This window comes from Microbacterium sp. B35-30 (assembly GCF_010634855.1).
In the GTDB taxonomy this organism is placed as follows: Bacteria; Actinomycetota; Actinomycetes; order Actinomycetales; family Microbacteriaceae; genus Microbacterium.
In genome coordinates, this window is sequence record NZ_MWLQ01000026.1 from 152,487 (window position 1) to 168,518 (window position 16,032).

At 69.3% G+C, this 16,032-nt stretch carries 12 protein-coding genes and 1 tRNA gene; 2 read left to right on the forward strand and 11 right to left on the reverse strand.

Annotation, left to right across the window (positions count from 1 at the left end; all coding sequences use genetic code 11):
* Window positions 1-10 precede the first annotated feature (10 nt).
* Window positions 11-1,426, forward strand: coding sequence for a threonine/serine exporter family protein (locus B2K11_RS14905; RefSeq protein WP_163619253.1), 1,416 nt, complete (start codon window positions 11-13; stop codon window positions 1,424-1,426).
* 72 nt (window positions 1,427-1,498) lie between these two features.
* On the opposite strand, the gene B2K11_RS14910 is transcribed toward B2K11_RS14905, so the two are convergent.
* The 4 genes from B2K11_RS14910 to B2K11_RS14925 all read right to left on the reverse strand — a co-directional run bounded on the left by B2K11_RS14910 (window position 1,499) and on the right by B2K11_RS14925 (window position 6,062).
* On the reverse strand, window positions 1,499-2,848 hold the full coding sequence (locus tag B2K11_RS14910; RefSeq protein WP_163619255.1) for a dipeptidase: 1,350 nt from the start codon (window positions 2,846-2,848) through the stop codon (window positions 1,499-1,501).
* On the reverse strand, window positions 2,845-3,291 hold the full coding sequence (locus B2K11_RS14915) for a hypothetical protein (RefSeq protein ID WP_163619257.1): 447 nt from the start codon (window positions 3,289-3,291) through the stop codon (window positions 2,845-2,847). The genes B2K11_RS14910 and B2K11_RS14915 overlap by 4 nt, the downstream gene beginning before the upstream one ends.
* The gene (locus tag B2K11_RS14920) at window positions 3,288-4,742 is read right to left on the reverse strand and encodes an APC family permease (RefSeq protein ID WP_163619259.1); all 1,455 of its coding nucleotides are present in this window, start codon (window positions 4,740-4,742) and stop codon (window positions 3,288-3,290) included. The genes B2K11_RS14915 and B2K11_RS14920 overlap by 4 nt, the downstream gene beginning before the upstream one ends.
* Window positions 4,743-4,937: 195 nt before the next feature.
* Window positions 4,938-6,062, reverse strand: a complete 1,125-nt coding sequence (locus B2K11_RS14925) for an aminopeptidase P family protein (RefSeq protein ID WP_163619260.1) — start codon at window positions 6,060-6,062, stop codon at window positions 4,938-4,940.
* A gap of 146 nt (window positions 6,063-6,208) precedes the next feature.
* On the opposite strand from B2K11_RS14925, the gene B2K11_RS14930 reads away from it, so the two are divergent.
* Window positions 6,209-6,832 (forward strand): DUF305 domain-containing protein, encoded by a 624-nt coding sequence (locus tag B2K11_RS14930; RefSeq protein WP_163619262.1) that lies wholly within the window; start codon window positions 6,209-6,211, stop codon window positions 6,830-6,832.
* A gap of 136 nt (window positions 6,833-6,968) precedes the next feature.
* Here the strand turns inward: B2K11_RS14930 and B2K11_RS14935 are convergent.
* The 7 genes from B2K11_RS14935 to B2K11_RS14965 form a co-directional block, all read right to left on the reverse strand.
* Window positions 6,969-7,056 (reverse strand) — tRNA-Ser (locus B2K11_RS14935).
* 41 nt (window positions 7,057-7,097) lie between these two features.
* Window positions 7,098-9,380, reverse strand: coding sequence for a DUF3488 and transglutaminase-like domain-containing protein (locus tag B2K11_RS14940; RefSeq protein WP_163619264.1), 2,283 nt, complete (start codon window positions 9,378-9,380; stop codon window positions 7,098-7,100).
* Entirely contained in the window at window positions 9,367-10,626 is a 1,260-nt protein-coding gene (locus B2K11_RS14945; protein ID WP_163619266.1) for a DUF58 domain-containing protein, read from the reverse strand. Before B2K11_RS14945 ends, B2K11_RS14940 begins: the two co-directional genes overlap by 14 nt.
* 7 nt (window positions 10,627-10,633) lie before the next feature.
* Window positions 10,634-11,656, reverse strand: coding sequence for an AAA family ATPase (locus tag B2K11_RS14950; protein WP_163619357.1), 1,023 nt, complete (start codon window positions 11,654-11,656; stop codon window positions 10,634-10,636).
* A gap of 137 nt (window positions 11,657-11,793) precedes the next feature.
* Window positions 11,794-12,315 (reverse strand): hypothetical protein, encoded by a 522-nt coding sequence (locus B2K11_RS14955; protein WP_163619268.1) that lies wholly within the window; start codon window positions 12,313-12,315, stop codon window positions 11,794-11,796.
* Window positions 12,316-12,318: 3 nt separating this feature from the next.
* Complete coding sequence (locus B2K11_RS14960) at window positions 12,319-14,406, reverse strand: primary-amine oxidase (protein WP_163619270.1); 2,088 nt, start codon at window positions 14,404-14,406, stop codon at window positions 12,319-12,321.
* A gap of 42 nt (window positions 14,407-14,448) precedes the next feature.
* Entirely contained in the window at window positions 14,449-15,924 is a 1,476-nt protein-coding gene (locus B2K11_RS14965) for an APC family permease (RefSeq protein ID WP_163619272.1), read from the reverse strand.
* Window positions 15,925-16,032: the final 108 nt, after the last annotated feature.

Below are 16,032 nucleotides of genomic sequence, written 5' to 3' on the forward strand. Positions count from 1 at the left end.
GGCGCCCGCTGTGCCGGCGATTCCACCGGCAGCAGCGACCTCGACGACGCCCCTGCCGACGCTCTTGATCGCAGTGGGCGTACTCCTCGCCGCCGGCGTGATGCTGTTGCTGTTGCTGCGGCGGGAGCCGGCGCGAAGCGCGGCGGATGCGGGCAGCGGCCCGGTCGGCACAGATCCGGCACCGGTCGTGCTGGATGCGATGGCGTCCTTGGGCACCGCGATGATCGACAGCGGCTATCCGGTTGGACTCGTCCGCAGCGCGCTGGACGACATGGCGAAGGCGAGCGGTCTGACTGCCGCGGAATCCGTCGTCTTCCCGACGTCCATACTCGTTTCATCGGGCGATGCCGGGGCTGTGGAGACGCGCGCCGTCACCGCCGGCGACAGATCGTCGCTGCTGTACCAGGTGGATGCGGTGGATCGCATCGTCGGTGTGGCCCGCACCCGAGCGAGCAGCGCGCGCTGGGTGCGCCGGCAGCTCGCCCGCGTCGACACCCTGCCGCCGCCCTTCACCCGTGCGCAGCGGATCGGCGCGTATGCGCTGCTGTCGGCCGCGCTCAGCGTCCTCCTCGGCGCCTCGTGGACCGGTGTCATCGCCTCGGGGGTGCTCGGGATCGGTGTCGGGGCTCTGCTGCTGGCGACGGAACGGCTCGCCGCGGCATACCAGGCACTCATCGTCGTCACCGTTTCGCTGGGAGTGGCGATCGTGGTTCTGGCCGTTGCGCATCTGTTCGATCCCGGCGCGCTGCCCGCGATCGTCGCACCCCTGATCATGCTGCTGCCCGGCGGCCTGCTGACGATCGGGGTGATCGAGCTGGCGACCGGGAACATCGTCTCCGGCGGTGCCCGCCTCGCTGCGGGAGCGATGCGACTGCTTCTGCTGGCGACAGGGATTGTCGCCGCCGCCGCGCTCCTCGGCGTGCCGGCGCTCACCGCGACTCGGTGGCCGCTCGGGCCTGTCGCGCCGTGGGTGGCTGTCGCCGTCTTCGGCGTCGGCATCGGCATCTATCAATGCGCGAAGCCGTCTTCCATCGGCTGGATCATGATCGTCCTGTACGTCGCGTACGGCGCCCAGGTGATCGGCGATGTGCTCTTCGACGGCGTGCTCTCGGCACTGGTGGGCGCCGCCGCGATGACCCCTGTCGCAGTCGTCGTGGCCCGTCAGCGCACCGGACCGCCGGCGCTGGTGAGCTTCCTTCCAGCGTTCTGGCTGCTCGTGCCCGGAGCGCTCGGGCTCATCGGGGTCGCCAACGCCCTCGAGGGCGATTCGTCGGGCATGAGCACGATCATCACCACGATCGCCACCATGGTCTCCATCGCGCTGGGCGTGCTGCTGGGCCTGGTCGCGACGGGCTCAGCACGAGGATTTCGGAATGCACCCGCCGCCGACTGGATGCTCGACGATCTCGACGACGAACCGGAATGACGGATGCCACGGCCGGCGAAGCCGCATGACGAAGCCGCATGACGAGGCCACCGCGCCGACACCGGTCGCGGGTCAGGTGGCAGTCCCGTAGGTGCGGAGGAAGATCGCTTCAGCGATGGCCAGCTTCTCGATCTCGCCGGGGTCCACGCTCTCGTTGGGTGCGTGAATGAGCGCGAGCGGCTCTTCGACGCCCATGAGGATGATCTCGGCTCCTGGGTAGGCGTCGGCGAACACATTGCACAGCGGGATCGACCCGCCCTGTCCGAGAGTCGTCGGCTCCACGCCGTACGCCGATCTCAGCGAGTCGGCGAAGGTGCGATACGCCGGGCCGTCGGTCGCCGCGCGGAACGGCTCGCCGACGGCTTCTGTCTCGACCTTGACATGCACGTTCCACGGTGCGTGGCTGCGGAGGTGCGCGACGAGCGCATCGTGGGCGTCCTGTGCACGCGTTCCCGGTGGCACCCGCAGGTTCAGGCGAGCCGAGGCGCGCGGGACGATCGACGCGGTCGAGCCCACGACCGGCGGGCAGTCGATGCCGAGAATCGTCAGCGCGGGCCGCGCCCACAGCTCGTCGGCGACGGAACCGTCGCCGAGCAGGTCGACGCCTTCCAGCACGCCCGCGTCCCCGCGGAACTGCTCAGCGGCGTAGGACTCCCCGGTCCACGATTGAGTGCTGCCGAGCCCGTCGATGACGGTGCTGCCGTCCTCATCGCGCAAGGATGCCAGTATTGCCACGAGCGCCGCCAGTGCGTCGGGCGCCGGGCCGCCGAACATGCCCGAGTGGACCTCGGATGCCAGGGATTCGACGTGCACGATCACGTTCGCGAATCCTCGCAGCGAGATCGTGGCCGCCGGGCGCCCGACGGCGGCGTTGCCCGTATCGCATACCAGGATGACGTCGGCAGTCAGGACCTCGGGGTTCGCCTCCACGAAGCGTTCCAGGCCGCCGGTGCCCTGTTCTTCGCTTCCTTCGACGACCAGCTTCAGGTTCACCGGGACGTCGTCACCGAGTGCGCGCAGCGCGAGCAGGTGCATCAGGATGTTGCCCTTGCAGTCCGCGGCGCCGCGACCGGCCCACCGTCCGTCGACGTCGGTGAGTTCGAACGGGGGCGTCCGCCAGGCGGATTCCTGCAGTGGGGGTTGTACGTCGTAGTGGGCGTACAGCAACACGGTCGGAGCGTCCGGACGCGTCGTCGAACGCATGCCCACCACGGCATCGCTGCCATCGGGGGTGCGTACCAGGTGCGCGTCGGCGAAGCCCACCTCTGCGAATCGCGCACGCACCCATTCGGCGGCCTTCGCGCACTCCTCAGGCGGGAACTGGCGGGCATCTGCCACCGATCGAATCGCGACGAGCTCGGCCAGCTGGTCGCGCGCGGCCGGCATCATCGCGTGGATGCGGTCGCGGATCTGCTCGGTCACGTTCCGTCGCTCACCGTGTCGAGGCTGTCGATGAACTCCTGGAACTCCTCCGCCTCCTCGGGACAGTACGTCTGGATGATCAGCAGCTGCCCCTGGAGCAGCCGCGACTCTACGATCGTGGCACGAAGTCCCGGCCCTCCTGCCCCATTGGACAGCCCCGCGAGGAGGGTCGAACGGGCCAACGCGGAGTTCGGGTCTGCACAGGTCGCACCCCCATCGTTGCCCAGCACCTGCGCGACCTGGTCGGGCGTGAAGGAGACGGCGATGCCGGCATCCGCGAAGGAATCCAGCAGTTGCTGCGCCTTATCCACGTCACGGGCTTCCTGCCGAGCACCGACGAACAGGACCGTCGCGATCACCGCAAGCACGACGAGGACGGTGATGGCCACGATTGAGATCACCGAGCGTTCGCGCGGGCTCTGGGTCTCGTTGGCGGTGCTCATGATTCACTCGCCTCCACGTGGGCAGGCTGCTTCCACGACGGCTTGCGGAAGCGGTAGAACAGGAACGGCACCAGCAGTCCGAGCCCCAGCGCGCCACCGCCCACGATGACCAGGTAGATCCACGGGCTCCCACCCGCGAACTGCGACGGCGGGATGAATCCGACCAGCAGCGCAGCGAGTGAGGCAGCGAAGCCGACCCCGCACAGTGCCACCAGCATCGGCGCGCGGTAGCCACGCGGGTGCTCCGGATGCTTCCGCCGCAGCCGGACCGCGGCAACGAACATCAGCAGGTACATGATCAGGTACACCTGCGTGGTGATGACCGAGAAGATCCAGTACGCGCTCGAGACATTGGGGATGAGCGCATACCCCAGGGCGATGATCGAGGTGACGACACCCTGCGTGACCAGCAGGTTCTGCTGCACGCCGTTCTTGTTCAGCTTCTGCAGGAATGGCGGCAGGTAGCCCTCCTCGCGGGAGATGAGCAGCAGACCCTTCGAGGGCCCTGCGAGCCAGGTGAGCATGCCGCCGAGAGACGCGGCGACCAGCATGATTCCGACGATCGGCGTCAGCCACGTGATGTCGAACGTCGCAAAGACCGCCTCGAACGCCTGCATGATCCCAGCCGTGAGCGAGATCTGCTCGGCAGGAACGACCCAGCTGATTGCGAGCGCGGGAAGGATGAAGATGAGAAGCACCAGTCCCATGGCGAAGAAGATCGCCTTCGGGTACTCCTTCCCAGGGTTCTTCAGCGACGAAACGTGAACAGCGTTCATCTCCATTCCGCTGTAGGAGAGGAAGTTGTTCACGATCAGCACGAGGCTCGCGAGGCCCGCCCACTGCGGTAGGAGATTCTCCGCCGTCATCGGCGCAGCGGAGGGGTTCCCCTGCCCGAGGAAGAGCGCCCCGAGCAACACGAGAACGGCGCCGGGGATGAGTGTGCCGATGATCAGTCCCCAGCTCGCGAGGCCTGCGACACCCTTGGTCCCTCGTGACGAGACGAAGACGCCCGCCCAGTAGCAGACCATGATCACGAGCGCCGTCCACACACCGTTCGATGCGAGTTCGGGATTGATCACATAGGCGAGCGTCGAGGCGACGAAGCCGAGCAGAGTGGGGTAGTAGAAGATCGTCATCGCGAACTGGCACCAGATCGCGAGGAAGCCCATGGGCTTGGATATGCCCTCGGACACCCACTTGTAGACCCCGCCCTTCCATCCGGACGCCAGCTCAGCGGCAACCAGCGACGTGGGCAGCAGGAAGACGATCGCGGGGACGAGATAGAGGAAGATCGAGGCGAGCCCGTAGACGGCCATCGTCGGCGCCGGTCGCAGGCTCGCCACGGAGCTCGTCGTCATGAGCGCAAGGGCGATCCACGAGATCCAGACCGGCGCTGGAACTGCCGCCGCCCGCGAACGGACCGGCTTCGATCCGGTCCCCGACGAACTCATGATGGGCCACCGCGGTAGTTGACTGTTTTCGACATCACAACTTCCTTCCAGCGTCATTGCCTTCGTGAAACCCGATGAGCTCGTGATGAGACTAGCGCTGGTAGGGCCGGCGGCGCATCGGGTTCACGCCTCTGCAACGACGATGGCGTCGGCATCCCGGTGCGGCACCGTGAGGCGTTGCGGAGCCGCGCCTCGTCACTCGACCATGACGAGCCCGCGATCCGTGTCGTTGAACCGCTTTCCGCCGTCCGCGGTGACGGTGACGATATCTTCGATCCTCACGCCGAATGCGTCCGGAATGTAGATTCCCGGTTCGATGGAGAAGCACATGCCGGGGACGGTGGGGCGCTCCTCGCCCTCGACCATGTAGGGAGGTTCGTGGGTCGTCATGCCGATTCCATGGCCGGTGCGGTGGATGAAGCGCTCGCCGTAGCCGGCCTCGGTGATGAGCCGGCGCGCGGTGCGGTCGATCTCCTGACAGGCGACACCGGGGCGTACGGCCTCGAAGGCGGCCTGCTGCGCAGCACGGACGATGTCGTGCACCTCACGCATCTGCGAAGTCGGCTCTCCGACGCACACCGTGCGCGACGTGTCGGAGCCGTATCCGTACATCAGCCCGCCGAAGTCCAGGACGACCATGTCGCCGCGGAGGATGACGCGATCGCCCGCTTCGTGGTGAGGGTTGGCGCCGTTGGGGCCCGATCCGACCACCGTGAAGTCCACCTGCTCATGTCCGAACTCCCGGAGCAGCTGCGCAAGGTCTGCGGCCACCTCCGTCTCCTTGCGGCCGGAGAACTGCGTCTTGACGATCTCGCCGAAGGCCGCGTCCGCAGCTGATCCCGCAGCCGCCATTCTCGCGAGTTCGTTCTCGTCTTTCACTGCCCGCAACATCGGCAGGCGCTCCGTGACCGCGAAGAATCGCGCTCCTTCCACCCGCCGTTGAAGACCAAGGAGATGCAACGCCCATGCCGAGTCCGATACGGCATAGCTCGCGCCGGGATCAAGCAGTCGAGCGGCGACCTCGTAGGGATCATCGCCGTCACGCCAGTCGCTGATCTTCATCACCCCTGCCCCGACCGCCGCCTCGGCATCCGGCCGCTCCAGCTTCGGCACGAGCAACTGGGGATCGGCGTCGCCGCCGAGCACGAGCAGGGTGAGTCGCTCGGTGATGGCGGTGGGCTGGTAGCCGGTGAGCCACAGCAAGTCGGGCCCGGGGGTCACGAGCAGCCCGTCGAGACCCTCTGCCGCCGCGTCCTGCGTTGCTCGCGTCATCCGAGCGCGGAAGTCTTCCGCGGTGAAAGCGATCGGCGTGAGAGCCATGACGCACCTTCCTCTTTTGGTGACACCCTGCACTGGGCCAAAGCGCGAGTCAATGACCGGCCTCGGCCAGCCCGCGCTATAGCACAGCGCGAGTTCGCAGACCAACCCGTATGCCATCGGCGGCTCAGCGAGCGAAGCTCATGAACATGTGGCCGACAACCTCCACGAAGCGGGCCATCGCGCTCTCCGCCATCCCCTTGGCGCTCACGCTCGCCTTGGCCGGATGCGGCAGCCTCGACGGCGATGAGTCGCCGCCCGGGATGAACCGCGATGAGGGGGCAGAGCCGGCATCGCCGACGGCCGAGACGGTCGGCGAGTTCAATGAAGCCGACGCGACGTTCGTGACGATGATGATCCCGCACCACGAGCAAGAGGTGGAGATGAGCGAGGAGATCCTGGCGAAGGATGGCATCGACGAGCGGGTGCTGGCACTTGCCGAGCAGATCCGGGATGCGCAGGAGCCCGAGATCGAGCGGATGGAATCCCTGCTGGACCAGTGGGAGATCGACGACGACGCCGAGCCTGACGATGACGACGACGGCGGCTGGATGTCGGAAGACGACATGGATGCACTCGAGGCCGCGGACGGCTCGGCAGCGGAACGGCTCTTCCTCGAAGGCATGATCGAGGGCCACGAGGCCGCGGTGGAGATGGCCGAGACCGAGATGGATGAGGGAATCAACCCAGACGCCCTCGAGGTGGCGCAGGCGATCATAGATGTGCAGACCGCCGAGCTCGCGACAATGCAGGATCTGGTCACCGAGACATGACGCCCACGGCGATCGCGAAATCGCTCAGCGGTTCAACGTGGTGAGTTGCTCCGCCTCGACGTGGAGGCCGTGCCCGCGCCCGGAGACGTTGTCACGCTGCAGGAGCTCGCTCCCCTCGAAAATACTGGGGTCACAGTGGCGGAGGATGGGGGATTCGAACCCCCGAGGGCTTGCACCCAACACGCTTTCCAAGCGTGCGCCATAGGCCACTAGGCGAATCCTCCAGGAGGCCCCGGAGGGCCGCCGACCATCCTACCCTGCCCGGCTACCGTGCCCGAACCGGGGCGGCGCTTCCCGCGTAGACGCTGCCGGGGCGGATGATGAGCGATCGCGGCGCGAGCAGTGCGAGGATGCGGCGCGACGGAGGCACCGAGGTCAGCAGCGCCACGCGCACGGAGCCCGCCGCGTCGGCAGCGGCATCCCCCATCCACAGCGAGCGGGTGCCCGCACGCGAGTAGCTGGCGCGCTCGATCGCCAGGACGACCGTGTTCATCTCGGATGCTGGAGCTCCGTGCTGCTCGACCAGGCGACGCGCGAACGCGCGCGGCGTCTCGCTGGCCGGCACCGCGATGCCCACGTCGATCGCCGCCTCCTGGACGGACTGCCAGGCAGCGGCCGCGTCGCCACCCCGGGCGGCGGCGTCCTGCTGGCGGCGGCGGAGTTCGCGAATGAGGAAGGGGAGCGCGAGCAGCACCACCAGCGCCGCCACGACGCCCAGGATCGGGAGCGGGTCGAGTCCGTTCCGCGCACCTCCGCCGGCCGCGTTCTGACGCTCCTCTTCGAGGGCGATCTGGGCCTCGTCGCCCGGCGCCGTGGGCGTGGCGTTGGACTGCGGGGTCACGGCATCCGGATTCGTGGACTGGCCAGGCAGCGCCGCCTCGGACGAGAACGTCGTCGGCACGCCGAGGCCCGACGTCGGCTCGAACGGGATCCAGCCGACGCCGTCGAAGTACACCTCGGGCCAGGCGTGCAGCTGCGAGCTGTACACCGAGTACACCGGCTGACCGTCGATGCTCTCGGTCGTGGGCGTCCCCGGCAGGTAGCCGACGACGATGCGCGACGGCATGTGCAGGGTGCGGGCCATGAGCGCGAACGCCGATGCGAAATGGATGCAGTAGCCTGCGCGCACCTCCAGGAACTGCGCGACGGCCTCGGCGCCGCTGCCGTCGAAGCCCTCCTCGACGGGGGCGTCCAGCGAGTACTTGAAGTCGCCGCCGCGGAACCAGCGCTGCAGCGCCGTCAGCCGGTCGTAGTCCGTGGTGGCATCGGCGGTCATCTGCAGTGCGAGCTCACCGATGAGCGGAGGGATGTCGGAGGGCAGCTCCGTGGTCTCATCGCGCACCTGCGATCCCACCGATGCCGTGTTGCGCACCTGCTCGAGCGAGGGTCGCGCCGGGGCATAGGCGACCTCGTACGCCTGCCCCTGCGTCGAGCTGTTCGTGGAGGCCACCGTGTGGTTGTAGGGAACGGCGCCCCAGACGCCCGCGCTGAGCCCATCGACACCCACGGCCGGGTACGGCACCGGCGCCCAGGGCGAGTCGAGGTTGACCACGTCGATCTTCGCCGTGTAGTCGCCGAGGCGGACTTCGGCGTCGGCATCCACCGCGCCGAAGGCTCGCTCGGAGCCGAGCGAGATCGTCTGGGCGCGGTCGGGCTCCCACACGCCGCCCTCGAAGCGCGACAGCGTCGTCGCGCGCAGGTACGGCACTGACGGGGCATCGGTGCGCACGCGGAGCACCTCGGCCTCCTGCGGGCGGCGCAGATCGTCGCCGAGTTGCAGCGTGGCGTCGATCCCGGGGCCCGGTCCCACCCCGGTTCCGGCCCGCGCACCCGGCTGGGGCAGCACCGGCGTCGCGACCACGGCGACGACGATCGCGATCGCACCGATGCCGAGCGCTGTCGCAGGGACTCCCGCGGTGCGCTCCGCCTCGCGCTCGAGCGGCTTCTCGCGGGAGCGCGTCTCGGATCGGATGAGGAAGAGGATCGTCACAGCGAGGAACACGAACCCGATGATGTCGACGTCGCTCGGCGCGGCGATGGCCGGGATGAGCGACACCGCGACGATGCCGACGGAGGCGAGCAGAGGCATCCGTGCCGTCACCGCGACATGGTCGACGATGATCGTGAGCAGGCCCATCGCCCCGACCACGACGAAACCCAGCGACAGCGTCGGCTCCAGCGGCGCCGCGCCCACGGTGATCTCCACCATCGCCGCCTCGACCAGCTGAGGGACCACTCGGAAGGTGTCGGTCGTGGGGATGATCCAGAGCAGGGCGGTGTCGCGCAGGAACACCAGGGTCATGAACGAGACCCACACCGCTGCCTCGATCAGGCTCACGGCGACGGCCGGAAGGCGATACCGGCGGGCGGTGTAGCCGGCCGCGAGCACCATCGCCGCCAGCAGCAGCGCTCCGATGAGCCACCATCCCGGCTCGATGACGCGCACCACCGGCAGCAGTGCCGCCAGCAGCGCCGCGAGGATCGAGATCGTCAGCAGGCGCTCGCCGCCGCGTCCGCGGGCGAGCCGTGCGGCCTCAGCCGAAGACATGGTGCACCCCGCGTCCGATCGCATTCGCCCACGCGACGCCCAGGTCTCGGTCCGGGCCGAAGCTGGCGACGTGCCAGCCGTGGTCGGCCGCGATGTCGAGCGCGTCGCCCATGGGCGACGCCGTCAGCAGGAGGGGCAGGGTGCTGTGGTGGGCGACGGGTCCCAGCGCCACGGCGTCGGCCGGATCGAGCCGTCCGGCGATGACCACGACGGGTCCCGTCGACAGGCCGGCGAACAGACGCGACAGCTGGGGGAGCGCGTCGTCGCGGTGCGCCGTCACGGTCGCGAAATGGACGAGCATCGCATCCACCTCGGTCATGTCGCCGCCGTCGATGCGGTCGGCGAGCACCGTGCCCTCGGAATCGAGCACTTCGACGGCGTAGCCGTCGTGCACGAGCCGGGCGACCGCCGACACGCATGCCGAGACCCCGGATTCGAAGCCGGCGTCGGCGCCCGGCGCGCGCAGGGCCTCTGGCGACCAGCGCAGCGCCGCTCGGTCGAGCACGACCGTCGCCTCGGGCGTCGACTCCTGCTCCTCCTGCCTCACCATTAGCTCGTCGCGGTGCGCGGTGGCGCGCCAGTGGATGCGGCGCATCGAGTCGCCGGAGGCATACGGCCGAGCGACCAGGTTGTCGGCGCCCTGACCGGGCTGATCCGTCGTGGTGTGCAGCATGCCGCCGGTGGCACCGGCGTAGTCGATGAGCGGTGGCAGGTCGACGACCGCCGGCGCGACGGTGACCGGCGTGCGCTGGCTGAAGACGACGGTGCGCCGAGCGAGCCCGAACGGGTCGGAGGTTCGCACCGTGAGCGGGCCGATCGAGTGGACCCCGCGGCGCGCGCCGGTGAAGGTGTAGGCCAGATCGATGCTGCGGACGCCTCCGCGCTCACCTCCGCGCAGGCCTGAGCCGAGCGCCGGGAAGGCACCCTCCGCTTTGCCGCGGAGACCCTTCGGCAAGGTGTCGCGCCAGGTGCCCGGCGCCGTGGGCAGTGCCGTGCGCACTTCGACGCGCACCGACACGCGCGCGTCGCCCCCGACCGACGCGACGTCCGGCGTGAGCGAACGTGTCACGGCGTCGGTGCGACGCCCGACGTACAGCGATCCGACGCTCGCCGCGACGACGGCGAGCAGCAGGATCCCGAAGTACATCAGCTCGGCGATCCCGGCCTCGTTGGCCACGATGAAGCATGCGATCGCAAGGACCAGCGCGCCGGTTCCCCGGACGGTCAGCGGCCACAGGCGTCTCATCGTCGGCTCACTGACGGGAGGCGATCGGCACCCGCACGTTCGCCGCGATGCGCTCGAGGATCGTCGCGATCGCGTCGGCCGCGCTGCCGCCGCGTGCGCCGCCCGCGGCGCGCGTGGGGATGAGGCGGTGGGCGAACACCGCCGCCAGGAGCGCGGTGATGTCGTCGGGGATGACGAACCCGCGCCCGTCGAGCGCCGCCCAGACCTTCGCGGCGCGGACGAGCTGCAGGGTCGCGCGAGGGCTCGCGCCCAGTCGCAGGTCGCTGTGGGTGCGCGTGGCCTGGGCGAGGGCGACCGCGTAGTCCTCGATCGCCGGGGCGACGTGCACGGCCCGCGCCCATCCGATCAGCCCCGACACCTGGTCGGCAGAGACGACCGGTGCGAGCTGGTCGAGCGGGTTCGCGGTGTCGCGCTGACGGAGCATGAGCGCCTCGGACCGCGCGTCGGGGTAGCCCATCGAGATGCGCATCATGAAGCGGTCGCGCTGTGCCTCGGGAAGGGCGTAGGTGCCCTCCATCTCGAGCGGGTTCTGCGTCGCGACGACGAGGAACGGCTCGGGCACGAAGTGCGTCCGGCCGTCGACGGTCACCTGACGCTCCTCCATGGCCTCGAGGAGCGCGGACTGGGTCTTGGGGGATGAGCGATTGATCTCGTCGGCGATCACGATGTTGGCGAAGATGGCGCCGGGTTTGAACTCGAATTCGCGATCGACCGGATTGAACACGCTCACACCGGTCACATCTCCCGGCAGCAGGTCGGGCGTGAACTGGATGCGGCGGACCGTGGCATCGACCGACGTCGCCAAGGCCCGAGCGAGCATGGTCTTGCCGACGCCGGGGACGTCCTCGATGAGCAGGTGTCCCTCCGCGAGGAGGCAGACCAGCGAGCTGCGCACCGCGTCGGGCTTGCCGTCGATCACCGTGCCGACCGCAGCCAGGATCGCGTCCGTGACGCGGGCGAATCCCTCGGCCGTGAGCGCGCCCGCGGGCGCCTCCGGTCCGGTTCGGGCATCCGTCGCGGTGTCGACCATCGAGGCCTCCTGTTCCGCCCGCGATCGGGCGGTGGGCGGGTGGGTGAGGGCGTCCTCGCCCACGGCTCGATCCTAGCCACCGCGCACCCGCAGCGGCACTGGGAGAACGCTGGATGCCGCCGCCCGGCGGCGTCGGCCTACACCGACGCTGCCGCCATCAGTACCACCGAGACGCCCATGCAGATCAGCTGCGCCCGATCGAGCCGGCGGTGTGCGCGGGTCAGCAGCAGCGCCGAGAACGCCGCGTACGCGAGCGCGCCGCCCAGCAGGAGCGTCATCAGCGATGCGCTGCCGCCGTGGTGCCCGTGCGCCGACGCGCCGGCGGAGAGCGGGTCGTGCCCCATGGTCAGCTCCAGAGCGGCCATCGCGATCAGCCCGAGGCCGGTGTGCACCGCCATGCCGGCGGGCGGCCGCGCGTGCGAGGAGGTTGCTCGCCCGCGCGGGCGGTGCCAGGCGGCCAGGGCCATCGCAGCGGCGACCAGGAGCACGGCCCAGTACACCGGCGCGACGAGCCTGGTGAGGGCGGCGTCGATCATCGCGACCAGCATGAGGACGGATGCCGCGGCGTCGGGCCACCGCGCCCGGCCGCGGTCGGCTGCCAGACAGCAGGCGCCGAGCGCGGCCGGGGCGATGGCCCAGGCGTGCAGCAGTTCGGTCACGGGTCAGCCGTGGTGGTGGTGCTCGCCGTGCGCGTGGCCCTCGTGCCCGCCGCCGTGAGCGTGGGCAGCGGCGTCATGGCCGTGGGCGCCGGGGGTCGGGCCGTAGCCGCCGCTCGCTGCGTGCACGTGACCGGTGCCCGCCGCACAGTGCGCAGACTCGGGCGCCGGCACGTGGAGGGTGGGGTTGCGCTCGAAGAAGTTGTACGGCTTCAGCGTGAACTTGGCGTAGTCCATCGGCATGACCGGCCAGTCCTCGTTACGGGGGAAGTGCGTGAGCCCGAACGTGTGCCAGAGCACGACGTCCTGGCCGATCAACGGCTCGTCTCCCTCGATGAAGGCCGGCAGCCCGCCGCCGCCCGGGTGCTGGTTGACGAAGTCGCCGGCCGCATAGCGCTCGGCGGGGTCGTACTTCGTCACGAACAGGTTCTTCGTCGCGAAGGCTGCACGCGACGCGATCGACGACGCGTCGTCGGCGAGGAGCACGGGTGTCTCGGTGGGGAAGAGCACGTAGGAGGTGGGCTGACCCATCGACGTGGTCTGCTCGGTCGACGCGATCTGCCAGACGCGGTTGCGGGCGCCGTCGGCGAGGCGGCCCGACACCTTCTCGGAGGCGATCGGCACGACGCTCTTGGTGAACGCGTTGCCGGCGGGGTTCTCGGCCGAGATCGGCACGCGCACGGCGTCGATCTCGTTCACGACGTTCGCGACGCCGTCGACCGTCATGTCGAGCCGCGCCGAGAAGAGGTGCTGGTGGTACGGGGCGCCGAGGCCCGGCGCGACCTCCGAGGCGAACGGGTAGGGCGATCCGTCCTCGTTCACGCCCGGGTAGGCGGAGGTGAACAGGATGCCGGTGAGCTTCGCCTCGCACTCGATGGTGCCGTCGAGGTAGAGGTACCAGAAGAACCCGTAGTCGTAGTTGCCGACGGTGGTGAAGAACGAGATCACCAGCCGCCGCGACCGTCGCACCTCGGCCGCGCCGGTGAAGATGTCGGTGTGCTTCCAGAGCGAGCCGAAGTCCTCCTCGTGCATGCACACGCCGTTGCGCACGGTGCGCGGCATCCCGAGCTCGTCCGCGAGGATCGCGTCGACGTACGTGATGTCGCCCACGCAGTCGCAGCCGAGCTCGAGCTCGTTGGTGTACCGGCCGAAGAGATATTCGCCGGTGTCGAAGTAGTTCTGCCAGAACCTGTTCGGCTGCGGGTCGGCGTAGGGCACGACCATCTCGCTGATCGACCCGCGGTACATGACCGGGCGTCCCGCGAACGAGAGCTGTCGCAGGATGAGTCCCTCGCGCGTGTCGAAGCCGATCCGGAGGTCCCACTCGCCCCAGGTGACGTGTTCGCCGTCGACGGTCAGGCTCGATCCTTCGGGCTGCGCGATCACGATGGGCTTGAGGCCCTCGAGGGGTGGGCCCTGCAGCGCGGGATCGTCGTAGTTGCCGCTCGTCTGCGGGATGTCGTAGCCCGGGTTGTCGACGACCTTGATGACCGAGCGGGCGGCGACGTCGATGTAGGCGGTGAGCCCATCCACCGGGTGCGCCCAGGGGTGATCCGCGGCGTGGAACTGCTGGAAGGCGAACGTGCGCAGGATACGGCGCCCGGCCTCATCCTCGTACCCGTAGCTGCCTGCCGACAGCGGCACGAGCACGACGTCGTCCGGCGTCAGCCCGCGCCCCGCGAGAGCAGCCACCCACTCCGCGTTCTCGTTCGCGATGACGCCGACCTCTTCGAACTCGGCGTCGAGGATCGGCAGCTGCCCTGCGGTGCCGTCCAGCTCGACGGACGAGAGCACGTCACCGTCGGCCAGCGAGACGACCAGGTCGAGCGACCGTGCCGACCGCATGTCGAGCAGCTGCACGCGTGCGCGCCGCTCGGGCAGCGGGCCGGTGCCGGCCTCCCACGCCAGGATCTCCGGCTTCGGCGCCTCTTCGAGACCGACGTAGGCGAATCGCGTCGCGTCCGTCGTCGTGTCGAGTCCGAGCACGATCGCGCGCACGGCTTCGATCTCGGCGGGCGTCAGTGACGCGAGCGGATGCTGCGGCGCGGGCGGTGCGGTGAAGCCCGAGGCGGTGGCGATGTCGGTGATGGTCATGGTGCTCCTTCGGTGCGGGGATGGATGTCGGATCGCCGTGCCTCAGCCGGCGATCGAGTCGGTGAGCTTCGCGTACGCCGCCGGGCGGCGGTTCTTGATCCAGGCGGCCTGGACGTACCCGAAGACGGGGACGACGACGACGAGTCCGAGCAGGAACCAGCTGACGGCCGCGAAGACCGGGTTGCCGTCGGCGTCGACGTCGCCCACCATGATCGGGAAGTACGCCACGATGAGGGCCGCCGAGAGCATGAGCCCGACGAATCCGAGGGCGGGAGCGATCACGGTGTTCCACACCCGCCGGTCCTTCTTCGTCCTGACGAAGTACACGATCACCGCGACCGAGGTGAGCCCCATCAGGATCGCGATGGCGAGCGTCGCGACACCGGCGAACCAGGTGAAGACCTGCAGCACGGGGTCGAGGCCCAGGACCGCGAAGACCGCGATCAGCACGACCGCCGTGACCGTCTGCACGAGCGACGACACGTGCGGCGAGAGGTGCTTCGCGTGCACCGCGCCGAGCTTGTCGGGGAGCACCCCGGAGTTCGCCATGGAGTGCTGATAACGCGTGACGACGTTGTGGAACGACAGGACGCAGGCGAACATCGCGGTGATCAGGAGGATGTTGACGGCGATCTCGCCGAACGAGCCGAGGTAGCGGGCCATCGTGGTGATGATGAACGTGCCGGGGTCCTCGGCGATGGCGTCGAGGACGTTGCTCGGCCCCCACGCCATGACCAGCCCCCACGCCGCCAGTGTGTAGAACACGCCGATGCCGATCACCGCGGCGTACGTGGCGCGAGGGATGGTCCGGTTCGGGTCCTTCGCCTCGTCGCGGAAGATCGCCGTGGCCTCGAAGCCGATGAAAGCGGCGATCGCGAACATCAGCCCGACACCGGGGGAGCCGCTCGCGACGTTCGCGGGCTCGAAGGGAGCGAGGCTCAGGCCCTCGGGGCCGCCGCTGACGACGACGGCGACGACCATCGCCAGGACGATGCCGACCTCCGCGATCAGCAGCACGCCGAGCACCTTGCTCGACAGATCGATGTGGCGGTAGCCCAGCACGCCGACGACCGCGATCGTGATCAGCGACATCAGCCACCAGGGCAGAGCCGGGCCGCCGATCGACTCGACGGTCACCGACAGGATGTAGCCGATGTACCCGTACACCGACACCTGGATGGTGGTGTAGGTCAGCATCGCGATCCACGCGCTCGCGAGCCCGGTCGAGCGGCCGAGGCCGTAGCCGACGTAGGTGAAGAAGGCGCCCGGCTTGGGCACGTGGCGGGTCATCGCCGCCAGCCCCACCGAGAACAGCAGCAGGATCACGGCGCTGATGGCATAGAGCGCCGGGAAGCCGATGCCGTTGCCGAGGAGCATGCCGAGCGGCGCGGCGCCGCCGATGACGGTGAGCGGGGATGCGGCGGCGACCACCATGAAGACGATGGCGGTGACTCCGAGCGAGCCGGTCAGCGTCCGCTTCGCGGACGCCTCGACTCCCTTCGATTCGAGCTGGGTCATGGCAGAACCTCCGGGCGACACGGGAACGGGGATGCCCTGAGCCTCGCGGCAGCGCATTGCGGCGCCGTCGCGCGCCGGTGAAACCTCGCGCATGCCGACTGAGATCGG

What these genes read in the sequence shown, in the direction of transcription:
- B2K11_RS14915 (WP_163619257.1), bottom strand. Translation starts at nt 3,291, where the DNA reads ATGAGCACCGCCAACGAGACCCAGAGCCCGCGCGAACGCTCGGTGATC.
- B2K11_RS14920 (WP_163619259.1), bottom strand. Translation starts at nt 4,742, where the DNA reads ATGAGTTCGTCGGGGACCGGATCGAAGCCGGTCCGTTCGCGGGCGGCG.
- B2K11_RS14925 (WP_163619260.1), bottom strand. Translation starts at nt 6,062, where the DNA reads ATGGCTCTCACGCCGATCGCTTTCACCGCGGAAGACTTCCGCGCTCGG.
- B2K11_RS14930 (WP_163619262.1), top strand. Translation starts at nt 6,209, where the DNA reads ATGTGGCCGACAACCTCCACGAAGCGGGCCATCGCGCTCTCCGCCATC.
- B2K11_RS14940 (WP_163619264.1), bottom strand. Translation starts at nt 9,380, where the DNA reads ATGTCTTCGGCTGAGGCCGCACGGCTCGCCCGCGGACGCGGCGGCGAG.
- B2K11_RS14945 (WP_163619266.1), bottom strand. Translation starts at nt 10,626, where the DNA reads ATGAGACGCCTGTGGCCGCTGACCGTCCGGGGAACCGGCGCGCTGGTC.
- B2K11_RS14950 (WP_163619357.1), bottom strand. Translation starts at nt 11,656, where the DNA reads ATGGTCGACACCGCGACGGATGCCCGAACCGGACCGGAGGCGCCCGCG.
- B2K11_RS14960 (WP_163619270.1), bottom strand. Translation starts at nt 14,406, where the DNA reads ATGACCATCACCGACATCGCCACCGCCTCGGGCTTCACCGCACCGCCC.
- B2K11_RS14965 (WP_163619272.1), bottom strand. Translation starts at nt 15,924, where the DNA reads ATGACCCAGCTCGAATCGAAGGGAGTCGAGGCGTCCGCGAAGCGGACG.